The organism is Cryobacterium adonitolivorans (assembly GCF_004402695.1).
Classification (GTDB): domain Bacteria; phylum Actinomycetota; class Actinomycetes; order Actinomycetales; family Microbacteriaceae; genus Cryobacterium; species Cryobacterium adonitolivorans.
On sequence record NZ_SOFL01000012.1, the window covers coordinates 40,907 to 55,709 of the forward strand.

At 68.1% G+C, this 14,803-nt stretch carries 14 protein-coding genes and 1 tRNA gene; 5 read left to right on the forward strand and 10 right to left on the reverse strand.

The features are described 5' to 3' along the window. Nucleotides 1-5: 5 nt before the first annotated feature. The gene (locus E3O42_RS04360; protein WP_134452702.1) at nucleotides 6-218 is read right to left on the reverse strand and encodes a hypothetical protein; all 213 of its coding nucleotides are present in this window, start codon (nucleotides 216-218) and stop codon (nucleotides 6-8) included. Between the two features lie 161 nt (nucleotides 219-379). On the opposite strand from E3O42_RS04360, the gene E3O42_RS04365 reads away from it, so the two are divergent. From E3O42_RS04365 to E3O42_RS04375, 3 genes are all read left to right on the forward strand, one after another. Then, a complete protein-coding gene (locus E3O42_RS04365) occupies nucleotides 380-1,312 on the forward strand; it encodes a DUF4349 domain-containing protein (RefSeq protein ID WP_134452703.1) in 933 nt (310 codons plus the stop codon). A gap of 10 nt (nucleotides 1,313-1,322) precedes the next feature. Then, nucleotides 1,323-2,513 carry an acyl-CoA dehydrogenase family protein gene (locus E3O42_RS04370; RefSeq protein ID WP_241984636.1) on the forward strand — a complete coding sequence of 397 codons (1,191 nt, stop codon included), beginning with the start codon at nucleotides 1,323-1,325 and terminating at the stop codon, nucleotides 2,511-2,513. A gap of 103 nt (nucleotides 2,514-2,616) precedes the next feature. Further along, nucleotides 2,617-4,116, forward strand: coding sequence for a threonine/serine exporter family protein (locus tag E3O42_RS04375; RefSeq protein WP_134452704.1), 1,500 nt, complete (start codon nucleotides 2,617-2,619; stop codon nucleotides 4,114-4,116). A 66-nt stretch (nucleotides 4,117-4,182) separates the two neighbouring features. Here E3O42_RS04375 and E3O42_RS04380 read toward each other — a convergent pair whose 3' ends face one another. The 9 genes from E3O42_RS04380 to galU all read right to left on the reverse strand — a co-directional run bounded on the left by E3O42_RS04380 (nucleotide 4,183) and on the right by galU (nucleotide 13,717). Continuing rightward, the gene (locus E3O42_RS04380; RefSeq protein WP_134452705.1) at nucleotides 4,183-4,428 is read right to left on the reverse strand and encodes a hypothetical protein; all 246 of its coding nucleotides are present in this window, start codon (nucleotides 4,426-4,428) and stop codon (nucleotides 4,183-4,185) included. 420 nt (nucleotides 4,429-4,848) lie between these two features. Then, on the reverse strand, nucleotides 4,849-5,985 hold the full coding sequence (locus E3O42_RS04385; protein WP_134452706.1) for a baeRF11 domain-containing protein: 1,137 nt from the start codon (nucleotides 5,983-5,985) through the stop codon (nucleotides 4,849-4,851). A 79-nt stretch (nucleotides 5,986-6,064) separates the two neighbouring features. Next, nucleotides 6,065-6,844, reverse strand: coding sequence for a hypothetical protein (locus E3O42_RS04390; protein WP_134452707.1), 780 nt, complete (start codon nucleotides 6,842-6,844; stop codon nucleotides 6,065-6,067). 187 nt (nucleotides 6,845-7,031) lie between these two features. Continuing rightward, nucleotides 7,032-8,753, reverse strand: coding sequence for an ABC1 kinase family protein (locus E3O42_RS04395; protein WP_134452708.1), 1,722 nt, complete (start codon nucleotides 8,751-8,753; stop codon nucleotides 7,032-7,034). A gap of 234 nt (nucleotides 8,754-8,987) precedes the next feature. Then, entirely contained in the window at nucleotides 8,988-10,502 is a 1,515-nt protein-coding gene (locus tag E3O42_RS04400; protein WP_198414058.1) for a glycoside hydrolase family 53 protein, read from the reverse strand. A gap of 415 nt (nucleotides 10,503-10,917) precedes the next feature. Next, nucleotides 10,918-10,993: transfer RNA gene (locus E3O42_RS04405), tRNA-Ala, on the reverse strand. Nucleotides 10,994-11,039: 46 nt separating this feature from the next. Beyond that, the gene (locus tag E3O42_RS04410; RefSeq protein ID WP_134452710.1) at nucleotides 11,040-12,032 is read right to left on the reverse strand and encodes a hypothetical protein; all 993 of its coding nucleotides are present in this window, start codon (nucleotides 12,030-12,032) and stop codon (nucleotides 11,040-11,042) included. A 54-nt stretch (nucleotides 12,033-12,086) separates the two neighbouring features. Further along, nucleotides 12,087-12,710 (reverse strand): GNAT family N-acetyltransferase, encoded by a 624-nt coding sequence (locus E3O42_RS04415; RefSeq protein ID WP_420897862.1) that lies wholly within the window; start codon nucleotides 12,708-12,710, stop codon nucleotides 12,087-12,089. 113 nt (nucleotides 12,711-12,823) lie between these two features. Further along, a complete protein-coding gene (galU, locus tag E3O42_RS04420) occupies nucleotides 12,824-13,717 on the reverse strand; it encodes a UTP--glucose-1-phosphate uridylyltransferase GalU (RefSeq protein WP_134452712.1) in 894 nt (297 codons plus the stop codon). A 51-nt stretch (nucleotides 13,718-13,768) separates the two neighbouring features. Here galU and E3O42_RS04425 point away from each other — a divergent pair, with 51 nt between their 5' ends. Both E3O42_RS04425 and E3O42_RS04430 read left to right on the forward strand, forming a co-directional pair. After that, nucleotides 13,769-14,347, forward strand: coding sequence for a 5-formyltetrahydrofolate cyclo-ligase (locus tag E3O42_RS04425; protein WP_134452713.1), 579 nt, complete (start codon nucleotides 13,769-13,771; stop codon nucleotides 14,345-14,347). Nucleotides 14,348-14,403: 56 nt separating this feature from the next. Continuing rightward, nucleotides 14,404-14,778, forward strand: coding sequence for an FmdB family zinc ribbon protein (locus E3O42_RS04430; protein WP_134452714.1), 375 nt, complete (start codon nucleotides 14,404-14,406; stop codon nucleotides 14,776-14,778). Nucleotides 14,779-14,803: the final 25 nt, after the last annotated feature.

The window sequence follows — 14,803 nt, forward strand, 5'->3', positions numbered from 1 at the left end:
CTCGGCTAGCGCAGGCCTTCCTTGTAGTCGTTCTTGGCCTTGGTGGCGTCGCGCTCGGCCTCGGCGTGCTTGACCTCAGCCTCGGCCTTCTTGACCTCGGCGTCGGCCTTGGCTCCGTCCACCGTGTCCGAAACGCGCTCCTTGGCGTCTTCCGCCGCGCGTCCGATCTTCTGGCCGGTGGCCGCGAGGGCGTCTTTGGCGTCGTCTGCGAATCCCATGGTTCCTCCTAGAGCGAGAACTGAATACTGTTTCGGGCAGCGGCGCCGCAGGAACCGGCGCCACATCAGCGTACGACTCGGCCCGAGGCCGAGACTCGATTGTGATCCGACTCCCAGAAACCATCCAGATAGCGGATGCGGCCCGACCATACAGTGGGCCCATGAGCTACAGCGCGAAGACCCAGGGTGTGGCCCAGGCCGTGCCGAACCGACGGCCCCTCCGCCTGACACGCGCGGTCGGCGTGACCGGAGCCCTGGCGCTGATCGGCCTGCTCCTGGCCGGCTGCACCGCCCTCGGATCGCAGAACTCCTCCGACTCGGGTTCCTCCTCGGAGTCGATGGACGCCGGCACCGTGCCCGGCCAGCTGCCCGTGCCCGGCGAGGCCGCCGTGGGCGAGGCCGCGGGGGACGCCGCCGTCACCGACCGCTCGGTGATCACGACAGGTTCGGTGTCGCTGACCGTCGCCGACCCGATCCGCTCGGCCGAAGACGCCGCGACGATCGTCGAGGAGGCCGGCGGCCGCGTCGACAGCCGCACCGAGACACCCGAGACCGAGAACCAGTCCGCCAGCGCGAACCTGTCGCTGCGCATCCCCGTCGGAGACCTCGACCGCACCCTCGACGCGCTCCGGGCCCTCGGCACCGTGAACTACGTGTCCATGAATTCCTCCGACGTCACCCAGCAGAGCCAGGATCTGGACGCCAGGATCACGGCCCTCAGCACCTCCGTCGACCGGCTGCTGGCCCTCATGTCGCAGGCGACGACCACCACCGACCTGATCGCGATCGAGAGCGAACTCTCGACCCGCCAGGCCGAGCTGGAGGGCATGAAGTCCCAGCGGGACTACCTCACCGACCAGGTCGAGTACTCCACCATCAGCCTCGAGCTGTACTCCACGGGCACCGTCGCCCCCGGCGCCCCCGACAATTTCTGGACCGCCGTCGTGGCCGGCTGGAACACCCTGGTGACGGCGCTCGGCGCCCTCCTCGTCGGCATCGGATTCGCCCTACCGTGGCTCGCCATCGTGGCGCTGGCCGGCGGGATCGTCTTTCTCATCGTCCGCCTGGCCACGCGGAGGGGAAACGCTACGTAGGCTTGCAGGTGTGACCGAATCCCCCCGCCCCGCAACGTCCTCTCCCGCCCCCGGCGGGGTGCTCGACGACGCACTCCTCGGCCGCATCCGCTCCCGTGCCGCCGCGCACGACGCCGCCAATACCTTCCCGTTCGACGACGTCGCCGAACTCGCCGCCGTCGGCTACCTGCGCGCCCTGGTGCCCACCCGCTTCGGCGGCATGGGCCTCACCCTGTCGCGGCTGGCCGCCGAGCAGGCCCGCCTGGCCGCGCACGCCCCGGCCACCGCTCTCGCGGTGAACATGCACCTGGTCTGGACCGGCGTCGCCAAAGCCATGCATGAGCGGGGCGACACCGCCCTGGAGTTCGTCCTCACCGAGGCCGCGCAGGGCGCGATCTTCGGCTTCGGGGTCAGCGAGCCCGGCAACGACCTGGTGCTGTTCGGCTCCTCAACGGATGCCGCCCCGCAGCACGGCGGCGGCTACAGGTTCACCGGCACCAAGGTGTTCACCTCCCTCTCCCCGGCGTGGACCCAGCTGGGCACCATGGGACTGGACAATTCAGACCCGGCCCGGCCGCTGATCGTGTGGGCGTTCCTCGACCGTGCCGAGCCCGGCATCACCCGGAAGGACGACTGGGACACCCTCGGCATGCGGGGCAGCCAGAGCCAGACCACCCTGCTCGACGGTGCGTACGCCCCCGCCGACCGGGTGGTGCGCACCTTCCCGCCCGGTCCGGTCAACGACCCGCTGATCTTCGGCATCTTCGCCACCTTCGAGATCCTGCTCTCCGCCGTGTACACCGGCATCGCCCAGCGTGCGCTGGAGCTCGGGGTTGAGTCCGCGAAACGGCGCCGTTCGGCCAAGAACGACGGGCGTCCGCTCGCGCAAGATCCGGACATCCGCCGCCGCATCGCCGAGGCGGCCCTGTTGCTGGATGCCGTGTACCCGCAGATTCAGACGCTGGCGCGCGACGTCGACGACCTCGTCGACCACGGCCCTTTCTGGTTCGCCAGGCTCGCCGGCCTCAAGCACCGCAGCGTGGAGAGCGCCAAGCAGGTCGTGGACCTGATGCTGCGGGTCAACGGCGGCGCCAGCTACTTCGCCGGCGACGAGCTCGGCCGGCTGTACCGCGACGTGCTGGCCGGGCTTTTCCATCCCTCCAACGCCGATTCCGCCCACGCCACCGTCGCCACCGCCTGGCTCGGCCCGCTCGATGTCTGAGCAGCCGCGCACGTACCCTCCCCGCATCACCGATCCTCGAAGTGTTGAAGTTGTCCAGTTGACTACCGTGCCCCCAGCCATTCCCCCCACGAACACCCAACCGGTGCCCGTCCCGGTGACGACCGCCCCGATCCCCAAGCAGCCGTACCGGGCGCCGCATCCCACCACCCCGCGCCCTGTCACCACCAGCATCCCGATCCTGCGCGCCGACGCCACCGGCATCGCGGCCGTGCGCGCCTACGAGGATGCGCCGAGCACCTCGACGGTCGCGGTCCCGGTCATCGACATTGCCGCGTACACCCGGTCGGTACTTGACCTCACCATGCGACTGGCCGAGGTGATCTTCTCGTCCGGCGCCGGCGCCGAAGACGCCACAGCGGCCATGCTCGCCCTCACCCGGGCATACGGGTTACGCGGCACCGAGGCGAACATCACCCACACGATCATCACTCTCACGCACGAGGACCAGTCCACCCACGAGTCCATCTCCCGTAGCCGCGACGTCAAGTACCGCACCCTCAACTACGCCAAGCTCACCGCCACCTCCGAATTGATCGCCGACCTCATCGACGAGCCCACGGATGTCTCGGAGGCGCGCAAGCGCCTTGCCACCATCGTCTCCTCCAAGCCCCAGGTCACCCTGCTGTACCGCCGTGTGGGCTGGAGCCTCGTCGGAGCCGGCGCTGCCGCGCTCATCGGCGGTGGCCCGATCGTGGTCCTGGCGGCATTCGTCGCCGCGTTCGTCATCGACTACCTCACCACGGCGCTCGACAAGCGGAGGGTCCCGCTCTTCTACCAAACCGTGGTCGGCGGGGCCATCGGTCCGCTGTTCGCCGCGTTCGTGCCGCTTGTGGACCCGACAGCCACCCCGTCCCTCGTCGTCGTCGCGACAATCATCATGCTCCTGGCCGGGGTGACCACCTTCGGCGCGGTGCACGACACCCTGTCCGGCTACTACCTCACCGGCACGGCGCGTCTGATCGAGGCGTTGCTGATCACCGGCGGCCTTGTCGCCGGGGTGGCCGGGTCTTCGCTGCTCCTGGCCAGATTCGGCCTGGACCTGCGCATCACCGCCGACGTCACCCCCACCCTGGGCATCCTGGCCATCCAGCTGGTCGCCGCTGTCGTCATCGTGGCGGGCTTCGGCCTCGCCACGCAGGTGCCCTGGCGGGCGCTCTGGGTGGTCTGCCTGCTCGGCGCGGTAGCCGAGGCCATCTACCTCGGCGCCACGAGCTCGGGCTTCGGCCTGGTCTGGTCCTCCGGCGCGGCCGCGATGGGCGCGGGACTGCTTGCAGCGGTGGGCGCGCGGATCGTGCGCACCCCGCCGCTGGTGATCATCGTCTGCGCCCTGGTTCCCCTGGTGCCGGGCCTGGCGCTGTTCCGCGGGCTGCTGCAGATGGCAGACGGCGACATCAACGGGCTGCTCAACCTGCTCACCGCCGGCGCGATCGCGGTGGCCCTGGCGGCCAGTGCCATCCTGGCCCAGCTGATCGTGCAGTACGTCTGGGGTCCGGGCCGTAGCCTGCAGCGCCGCTTCGTGGGGCCGCTGATGGCCCTGCCCGTGCGCCTGAGCCGCAGCTCCAAGCCGGGCGCCCGCATCTAGCCCAACACGCCCGAAACGCCGGCGGCGGCGCATCCCGCGCTGCCGCCGGCGTACCGGTCGGGCCGGCTAGTTGGGGACTTCACCCTCCGCGGTCTCGTCAGACACGTCTTCGTCGACGAACCGGTACGGGATGGGTTCCTCGGTTTCCCGGCCCTTGCGATAGGTGCGGGTGATCGTCTGGCCGTCCTCGACGGCCTCGAGCACCACCACGTCCTGATATCCCCCGTCGGCGAAGTGAAGTTCGATCTCAGTGCCGGACCCGATCACGTTCGGACCGAATAGCACTGCTTTGTACGTTTCCTGTGCGCTCATGATCTCCCGGCTCTCCGTACGACTTCTCGTCCCAGCGACGAGGAGCCTCATCGCAGACAGCCTACGTCGACGCCCCCCAAAGGCACAGGCCCCTGCCCCCCTCGAGCATTGTCTGGTCGGCGTCGCGGCACGCCCTGGGCTCAAGATGCCCTTTGTGCCGAACCCGCGTAGGGTCAGATCATCCGTGCCGCCCAGGCTCAGGTCGAAGGAGTACACATGGCTGACAAATCACCCAAGAAGGATGCGACCAAGAAGGTCGCCGGCAAGTCCCTGAAGGAGAAGCGCGCCGACAAGCAGCTCAAGTCCGCTGAGACCGAGAAGGCCCGCAAGCGCTAACTCGCCTCCGGCCGGGCGGATGCCGCCCGGCGCACGAAACTCACCGGTGTCGCCTGCCAGCAGGCGGCACCGGTTTCGTGTAGGTCAGACCATGAACCGCACCCCTGCGGCAACCGCCCCGCCGCCGGGCATGTCGTCGGCCCGTACCGCGAAGATCTCCGCCCCCGACAACAGTGCCCGCCGCAGGATCTCGTCGACGACACCGTAGGTGACGGCGTCGTCCTCCGCGCTCAGGGTCACCGCTCCGGTCTCCTCGTCGACCAGCCCCGGAACGCTCTGATCGATGTCCACAAACAGGGTGTCGACCGCACCGTACGTCGCGGCACGCGCCACGTCGCTAAGGTCGGTGACGGCCCGGCCGTGTGCGGCCCGGCGTGCCATGCGGTCCTTGAGCCCGTCGAGTTCCGCCGCGTAGCGCTCGTCCAGGATGCCGCGCGCCGAACGCCCCAACTCCTCGTCTGGAGTCTCTTCGGGATTGCCGGGGATGATCCCTTCGGTGAGGTTGGGGTAGCTGTTCACCGACCGGTAGATGCCGGCGAGGGGTTCGGTGGCGGCGAGGATCAGCGGCAGGTCCAGACCGCTGAGCACCGGCCGCAACGCCCGGTCGATCGCCCGGGCGTACTGGCGCATCCGCACCTTCTGCCCTTCTGCGCCCTGGATTCGGCCGCCCATGATGTGGCTGTCCTGGGTGCGGCCGTTGATCGATGGCAGTCCCACCGCGTCGGCGACATCGCTGGGCAGCCCGGGCACCGAGACCGCGTACACCGGGCTCTCCGCGCTGATCTCCAACAGCCGCACGGAGTTCTGCGCAAGGGCGAGCACAAACGCGGCCTGCGGGAACGTGACCGCGCGCAGCAGCGGCTTGAGATAGAACCGGTCAGAGACCTCCAGCGCCCCGCTGAGCCGGTTGGGCAGCCGGAAGGTACGCACGCCGTCGGGGGTGGCGAAGATCGCCAGGCTGTACGACAGTGACCGCCAGAAATCTGTGTCCTGAATGAGGTCGTCGAGGGTTTCCTGCAGTTCCTCGATGGCGCCCTTGTCGGTGCCGGCGTCGCGCAGCTGTTGCACCGCCTCCGTCAGCCGGTTCTTGAGTTCCATCCTGGCTTTTTCGGACTCCTGGGGCAGCGGGCTCGTGCTCAGGTAGATCGAGACGCACGGATGCTTGCGCACCGCTGCGAGGGTGTCGACGTCATCTCTGGTGGGTATGTCGGTGTGCAGCACGTCAGGGCTCCTTTTGCTCCGGGCTGACGACCCACGCGCCGACCCCCTGCCCGACCGTGAGCCTCTTGTCCGGCCCACTCTAGCCACTCGGCTTCGTTCTCATAAGGGCGGTCACCGCCTCCTCTCCGCGGATCGCGCCGAGAAGGCGTACGACCTCCTCGACGGCGCTGTCGGTGACCCCGGAGCAGACGATGCTGTACGGGCCGAGCGCCGCCAGGCCGCCGGTGCGCACCCGGATCACCGCCCAACCGACCTCGGCGAGCGCGTCGTCTTTCTCCCGGTCAGAGGCCTCCTTGAGCCCGCGGTGAGACGTGCCCTCACGGCCGGGCGAGTCGTACTCGATCGCCACCTTGAGGGCGGGGATGATGATGTCCGGCCATACCTCCGGCTTGCCGTAGAAGGTGCGGCTGATCCGAATCGCGTTCACCCGGTGTGGCAGGCGGATGCGTTCGCCGAGCAGCATCCGCAGCTTCTGTTCGGCTTGGGAGGTGCCGAGCTTCAGCCCGGGCTTCATGAACGGCACGCCGCCCTCGAACCGAGCGGCCGGTGCCTGCGCGTTCCGGGCGCACTTGGGGCAGCCGGGGCCGGTCAGGGTCTCCCGCACGCTGGCCTCGAACCGGGAGTGCCCGCGGCTGCAGATCCACTCGTAGCTCGCCCCGATGCGGGTCTCCCGCGCCAGGGCGGCGCGGCCGGCCGGGGCCGCCTTCCGCAGCAGCTGCTCCCGGGAGCGCGTGGTCTCGGCGAGCAGCATGCACAGCGGGCAGTCCCGTTGCAGGGTGATGCGCGCGTCGGCTGCATCCGCGCCGTGGCCGCAGCAGAACCGCACGGTGGTTCCCGTCGGTGTCGCTTCCTCATCCATCCCGATGCCTGGTCTTTCCGCTCGCGTGTCGCTGACCGTCACGGTAGCAACGACGTGCGACATCGGCACCGATCCCCCGGGGCGGGCGCGCGTTCGTTTGCGGACTTCCCGCCTTCAATTCCGAAACCAAGGCGGGAAGTCCGTAAATGAGTGAATGCAGCCCGGTGCGTGGCGGCCGCCGCGCGGTTCAGTCGCGGCGGCGGGTCACGATTGCGTCGATGCCGGCGGAGGCGAGCAGCACCACGGCCGTCACACCCGAGGCCGTTCCGGCGGTGGCGGTGCTGATCACGCCGGCAGGCTCCGTGAGCGGCTGGGTGAGGTAACCCAGCGACAGCACCCCGGCCACCACTCCCACCAGCGCGACCATTCCCTGCCGCACCCAGGCGCCGAGCAACCGGCGGTCGCGCCGGTCGGCCAGGAGCCGCACGTTGACGTTGAGGTTGCCCTTCTCCAGGGCCTGGCCGACCTGGTCGAACCGGCGCGGCAGCCGGCGGATGCTCGGCAGCAGCCCGAGCAGCTCCGTCGTCACGAGACTCCGCACATTGGCGGGCGCCATCTGCTCGCGGATCTGCTGGGCCGCGAGGGTGCGGGACTCCTCGAGCAGGTCGAATTCCGGCAAGGTTGAGCGCAGGGTGCCCTCGAGCACCGCGAACCCGCGCGCGGCCGCCACGAATTCTGCGGGCACCGTCATCCGGTACCGGGTGAGAATGGCCACCAGCGCGTCGACGGTCAGCACGGTGACCCGGGCGCCCGGGCCCAGCTCGAAGGTGATGAAGGTGCTCAGCTCGCGCCGGAATCCGGCCTCGTCGGCGCCGTCGGGCAGCGGGGCGAGGGTCAGCAGGGCGTCGGCGATCTGCTGCGTGTCGGCCTGGATGAACGCGATCAGCAGCTCCTGCACGGCCTCGCGCAGTTGCAGGTCGAGGCGACCCACCGAGCCGAAGTCCACCAGGGCCGGCTTGCCTCCGGTCAGCAGCATGATGTTCCCCGGGTGCAGGTCGGCGTGGTACACCCCGTCGAACACGATCTGCCTCACGAAGGCGTTGAGCACGACGCGCACCGCGTCGCCCAGGTCGGCGCGGGCTGCGGCCGGTTTCTCGTTGATCGCGGCGAAGGTGTCCCCCTCCAGGAACTCCATCACCAGCACCCGGCCCGTGGAGAGCGATTCGACGAGTTCGGGCAGCCGCAGCTCGTCCGACCCGGCCCCGCGCTCCTGCATGGCGCGCATCGCGGAGAGGTTCAGCGCCTCGAGGGTGAAGTCCAGTTGCCGCACCAGGTCCGCAGCGTACTGTTCGGCGACGGCCTTGATGCCGAGGGCCCTGGCCTGCGGCGAGGTGCGGATGACGGCGGTGGTCACCCGCAGGGCGATGTCGATGTCGCGTTTCACCGCGGGCACGATGCCGGGCCGCAGCACCTTCACGGCCACGACTCGGCCGGTAAGCGTGATTGCGCGGTGCACCTGCCCGATCGAGGCCGCAGCGATAGGCTCCTGATCGAATTCGGCGAAGACGCTCTCCAGGGGCGCCCCGTATTCGGTCACCAGCATGGCCTCGACCTCCGCCCAGGCCGCCGGCTCCACGCTGTGCTGCAGCCGCGAGAGCGCCTGCACGTATTCCTCGGGCAGCACGTCGGTGCGGGTTGAGAGCAGCTGGCCGATCTTCACGAACGCGCCACCGGCCTCTTCCAGCGCCCGGCGCATTCCCTCGGCTTGCACCAGACGCACGGATGCGCCGCCCGGCGAGGTCGTGAAGTCCAGTTTGCGCCAGGGCAGCAGGCCATTCCGACGGGCGATGCGCACCAGTTCGGCGAATCGGCGGCCCCGGCCGAGCAGGGACGGCTTGGGCGCTGTCGAGCCGCGGTCGGCGGCCAGGGTCATGGGGGGAACGGTGAGGCCTCGCGCGGTGTTCGCCATCTCAACTTCTCCCTGGGCCCGCCGCGATGGCGGGCTCGCCCCCATGCAACCACAGAAAGCGGGTGGACAGCTCCCCATACGATTGCTCGCGACTACCACTGCACCCCTAGTGGCGGGTCGCTCATGCTCTAGCGGGCGCGATCAGCCATAGGCGTTGCGGTCACGGCGCAGGCGGTCTGCAAGGAGGCGGAAGGTCCTCGGGGTGCGGATCCGCGTCTACCTTCCTCCCATCGCCTACTGTCCGGGGTCAGCCGCGAATTCCAGCCCGACCGGCAGCAGCTTGTCGCCATAGTCGAAGATCGCCTGGTTTTCCCAGCCGTTCCCGGAGCTCGGGCTGGTCGGGTCCCAACCGGAGCCCGCGACCGCGGTCCAGGTGGGCTCCCAATAGATGACACCGAGGCCGCGATTTGCCGGAAGTCCCGCGATCACGTTCTGTACCCCTCGCAGGTGCGATGCCTGGCCTGCCGGAGTCGCCGGGTAACCGGGGATCACCTGGCCTGACGCGAATATCTGGGGCTCGGCGTCATCCTGAGCGAGCGTGAAACCGTAGGCCGTCTCGACGACGGCGAGAGTCTTGGTCGGGAACGCGGTGAGGAGTGCGTTCGCTCCGCTCTGCAGCGAGGAAAGACTTCCGTGCCAGTACCCATAGAACGACAGTCCCATGACATCGAAGGACACCCCTTGGGCGACGGCGTTGCTGTACCAGGACTGCAATGTCGACACCCCATTATTGAGGTTGGTGAGGTGCAGGATTATCTTCGTATTCGGAAACACCGAGCGAGCGGCGTTCGATCCGGCCTTGAGGAGGGTTCCGAGGCTTGTCCAGTTCGACGTTGCGCCGGATGCCGCACCACCGGTGATGAGCATCCCGGGGTTGATCTCGTTGCCAATCTGCACCATGTCGGCGCTCACGCCGGCCGCCTTGAGCCCGGTGAGCACATCGTTGGTGTGAGTCGCCACGGTTGATGCCAGGGTGTTGAGATCATATGTCGACCACGCAGCGGGAATTTTTTGCGCTCCCGGGTCGGCCCAGGTGTCTGAGTAGTGAAAATCGATGAGGATCTTCATCCCGGTCGCCTGCGCCTGTTGCGCGAGCGCAATGACCTTCGCTTTGTTGTTATACCCGTCTGCAGGATTGACCCAGACCTTGATTCGAGCGTAGTTCACTCCGCTCGAAGCGAGCAGGGTGAGCGGTGCGCTCGTTACCCCGGACGCGTCCTTGTAGACCGCGCCGAAGGCCTGGTTCTTGGGAAGCGTCGACACGTCGGCACCACGAATGGTGCGCTGGATGCGCTCGGCGGTCATCGAAACGTTGTCAAACTGGGCCCACACCCCTCCCACTGCCGCGGACGTCTTGAGCGCGATCGTACAACTGCCACCGCTGACGTACGCCGAAACAGCAACCTGTACCCAGCCGTTGTCTTGCTCGGTACTCGGTGCGGTCACGGACTTCGCCGTCGCCCCGCAATTTCGCAGCCCGACAGTGGTCGCGTCCAGCGCCTGCCCCGGGGATGCCGAACCCGATTTCACCCAGACCCGCAGTGTGTACCAGTCTGCGGTGAGGTTCGGGACCGTTTGCGCAATCTCGGTCATGTACGCGCCGGCCGACCAAAGGTTCGCTCGTCGCACACCGCTCTGCGGGGCATCCGTGCCGACGGTCGCTGCCGAAGTCGTACCGGTCACCGTCCAGCCCGTCAGCGCACTCGCACTGGATTCAAAACCCGCATTGGTGATGACCGGTGCCGCCATCGCCGGCGCTGAGATGGTCGTGGCGAAAACGAGGCCAGCGAGTATCGCGGCACCCGCTTTCATTTTCGTGCCTCGTGAGACAAACCGCATGTCGTCCTCCTTGACGATTCAAGGTCTTCTGCGTGATCATTCACGTAGTCCGTGAGCGGTCACAGTCAGATTGACCCTTCATGGAAGCTAACACGTGGATCATTCGAGGGTCAAGATGACTATTAGCAATATTCGCTGTGCGCGCTCACAGTAGTTTCGATCACGTTGGTGATCCGATCGCCGTCGTGAGCAAATGGCGATGTCGTCGCTGGACTGGCCGGCCCGGCTCGACGGAGGTACGAAAAAGCCCCAACGCGAGACCGTCGGGGCTTACTCGGCGGCTATCCGGCCCTTCCCTAGGGGAAGGGCCGGAATTACCCTGCCGTGGTGGAGCTAAGGAGATTCGAACTCCTGACCTTCTCATTGCGAACGAGACGCGCTACCAACTGCGCCATAGCCCCAGACTGCGTATTTACAATATCACGCGAGTGCGAGCGCGCTGAACCGTCAGCCGACGGCGCGGCGGCGGCGCAGCACGGCGTCGAGGTCGGTCATGCCGGGTTCGGTGTCGCCGATGATGCCCATGTTCGCGAACCGGCTCTGCGCCGCCGGAGGGGCGGCCTTGGCGGCGGGGGCGCTGCCGCGGGCGACTGCCGGGCGGGTGATCGAGGTCACCTCAGATGGGGCGATGGCCTCGGCCATGGCCAACGCGCGACGGTGCAGCTCGGCTTCGGCGGCGGCCTGACGCAGTTGCGCTGCGGCATCCACCGACGCCATGGCGGCCTGGGCGATCGATCCCGGGGACAGGTGCAGGGGCTTGGGCAGCGGCTGCGGGGTCCACGGGCTGGGCTGGGCGACGGGCGCCTCGTCGAAGTGCACGGGCTCGAAGCGCTGGCCGCGGGCGCCGCCGGGCGCGCGGCGGCCGGCGAAGGCATCGGCATCCGCTTCGGCGCGCGGGGCGCGGGCGGACCGGCTGACGGTGGCGAGTCGGCCGAGGGTGGCGACGGCCGTCACGGCGGCGACCAGGCCGCCGGCCAGGAGAGTCCATACCCCTGCCGAAAGTATGGTGACCCCTACCACGGAGAACACCAGGCCGATCAGCAGCAGCAAGGTAGAGAGCGCACGCATGGTGCGCAGGCGTTTGGCCTTGCCGGCCGGGGTGAGCGTCTTGGGTCGGGCGGCGGCGGCGCGCAGCACCGCGGCGCGGCGGGCGGCCGTGGCGGCGTCGCCGGCGGCCTTCGACGCGATCCGGGCGTCCTCCTCGGCCTGGGCGAGGAGTTTGCGTTGGGCGGACACTCCGCGTGCGCTGGTTTCCACGAGTACCTCCTGGGGAATTTCCGACGTCTCGGCGAGGATCCGCAGGGTCTGCTGCAGGCGCACGGCGTTACGTTCGGTGGCGAGATACTGGCGGCGTCTCGCCCATGTCGGCATGAGATACGTCACCCAGAGCGCGGCGGCAACGGCCACCATCACTCCCCCACCCAGGACTTCGCTACTCATGCTCCCTAACGTATGAGTCGCGGGACCTTCCGTGCCTGATTACCGGGGGGTGTGTCACTTGTCGGCCACCTGCAGCGGTTGCGCGGCGGCCGCCCTGTCGTACTCGTTCACGGCTGCCAGGCCGATCGGCACCCGGCCGTCCTGCCACCGGCGCAGCAGGCCGCCGCGCACCTCCTCGGCCACCAGGCCGAACGCGAAGTGGTCGCGCCAGGCGCCGTTGATGTGGATGAACCGGCGGCGCAGCCCCTCGTACCGGAAGCCGAGCTTCTCGACGACCCGCAGCGACGGCGCGTTCTCCGGCCGGATGCAGATCTCCATCCGGTGCAGGCCGAGCTGGGCGAAGCAGTAGTCGGTGGCCAGGGCCACGGCAATCGGCGTGATCGACCGGCCGGCGAATTTCTCGCCGACCCAGTAGCCGATCGACGCGCTGGATAGCGATCCCCAGGTGATCGACGACACATTCAGCTGCCCGGCGAGTTCGCCGTTGTACTCCACCAGGAACGGCAGCCCGCCGCCCGTGCGCGAGTGCGCAAGCAGGCTGCGGATGCTGGCCCGGGTGTCAAAGGACATCGGCGCGTACGGGCTGGTTGCCTCCCAGGTGCGCAGCCAGGACCGGTTCTCCATGAGCTCACGCTCGAGGGCCCTGGCATCGCGCAACCGGATCGGGCGCAGGGTCACGGCCCCCTCACGGAGCGTAGGAATCGCGGTCGGCACGATGAACCCGTCTACTTGGGGGCCGAAGCCCGATGATGACCGAATCTTAGTCCGGTGCCGACCTGATCAAACGCGCGCTACTTGAGGGTGGCGGTGAACTCCTGCAGCCAGGGACGCAGTTCCACGCCGAGGTCCTCCCGGTCGACGGCGAGCTGGATGATCGCCTTGATATAGTCGAGCCGGTCGCCGGTGTCGTAGCGGCGGCCGCGGAAGATGACACCGTAAACGCCGCCGGTGGTCTCGGGGTTGACGGCCATCTCCTGCAGGGCGTCGGTGAGCTGGATCTCGTTGCCCTTGCCCGGCTTGGTGTGTTCGAGCACGTCGAAGACCTCGGGGCGCAACACGTACCGGCCGATGATGGCCAGGTTCGACGGGGCATCTTCTGCCGCCGGCTTCTCGACCAGACCGGTGATGCGCACCACGTCGGGGTCGTCAGTCTTCTCGATCGCGGCCGCACCGTAGAGGTGGATCTGCGATGGGTCGACCTCGAGCAGGGCGACGATGCTGGTGTTGCGGGTGATCTGCTCGGAGAGCATCTTGTCGAGCAGCGGGTCACGGGCGTCGATGATGTCGTCACCGAGCAGCACGGCGAAGGGTTCGTTGCCCACGTGCATCTTGGCGCGGAGCACCGCGTGGCCGAGGCCCAGCGGATCGCCCTGGCGCACGTAGTGCATGTCGGCGAGGTCGGTGGACTCGTTCACCTTGGCCAGGCGGTCGCGGTCACCCTTCTGGATGAGCACCGCCTCGAGCTCGGTGACCCGGTCGAAATGGTTCTCCAGGGCATTCTTATTTCGGCCGGTGATCATGAGCACATCGGTCAGGCCGGCGGCTACGGCCTCTTCGACCACGTACTGGATTGCGGGCTTGTCGACGACGGGTAGCATTTCCTTGGGCATCGCCTTGGTTGCCGGCAGAAACCGGGTTCCCATACCGGCAGCGGGAATAACGGCCTTTGTAATGTGAGTAACCATGGCCTTAGGTTAGCGGCTACCGGTATTGGTTACGCACCTAGGATGACTTGTATGGATTCTGACATCGAGCACCGCAAGCGGGCGCTCCGCGCAGACCTGCGGGAGCGCCGCCACACCATGACCGCGGCAGAGCGCGAAGCGGCAACCGCGGGGTTCACCGAGAACCTGCAGAGCATCGTCACCGACCTTTCCGCCCGGTCGATCACCTGTTATCTTTCCAGCCCGACCGAGCCGAACACCCGCCCGTTCGTCAACTGGGCCGAGGCCAGGGGCATCCGGGTGTTGTTCCCGGTGTCGCGGGACGACGGCCTGCTCGACTGGACCGTCGGCGAGGAGGAGACCGAGGTGCAGGGCATCTCGGGCGCGCCGGAGCCCCAGGGCGAACTGCTCGGCCCCATCGCGATCAACGACGTCGACCTGATCATCGTGCCCGCGGCGGCCATCGACAGGACCGGGCTGCGAATGGGTTGGGGTCGCGGCTATTTCGACAAGACTCTCGGGTCGATGGAGAAATGCCCGCCGGTGTACGCCGTGGTCTACGACAATGAGTATGTCGACGACGTTCCCCGGGAGGTGCACGACCAGCCGGTGAACGGCCTCGTCACCCCTACTCGCATCGTCGTCTTCTAGACTTTCCCGATCGGCACCTGCCGTTCAGCCCCGCACACCCCAAACCGAAAGACGCAGTGCCTACCTATTCCTACCGTTGCACCGAGTGCGACACCGCCTTCGACATCCAGCAGGCGTTCACCGACAACACGCTCACCGAGTGCCCCGCCTGCGGCGGCAAGCTGCGCAAGGTCTACTCGTCGATCGGCGTGAGCTTCACCGGCTCCGGCTTCTACCGCAACGACTCGCGCGCCGAGTCCAGCGGCAAGTCCTCGCTCTCCGCCGAGAAGGGCGCCAAGAAGACGGACTCAACCTCGTCCGAGTCATCTTCGGCCAAGCCCGCCGAGAAGAGCAGCACACCGGCCGCGTCGACCAGCGCGTCGTCCTCTGGCGGATCGAGCTCCGGCTCCTCGTCCAGTTCGACGCCCACCGCGGCGCCGAAGGCATCCTGACCCTCCCCCTCTCGAACCCGCAGCA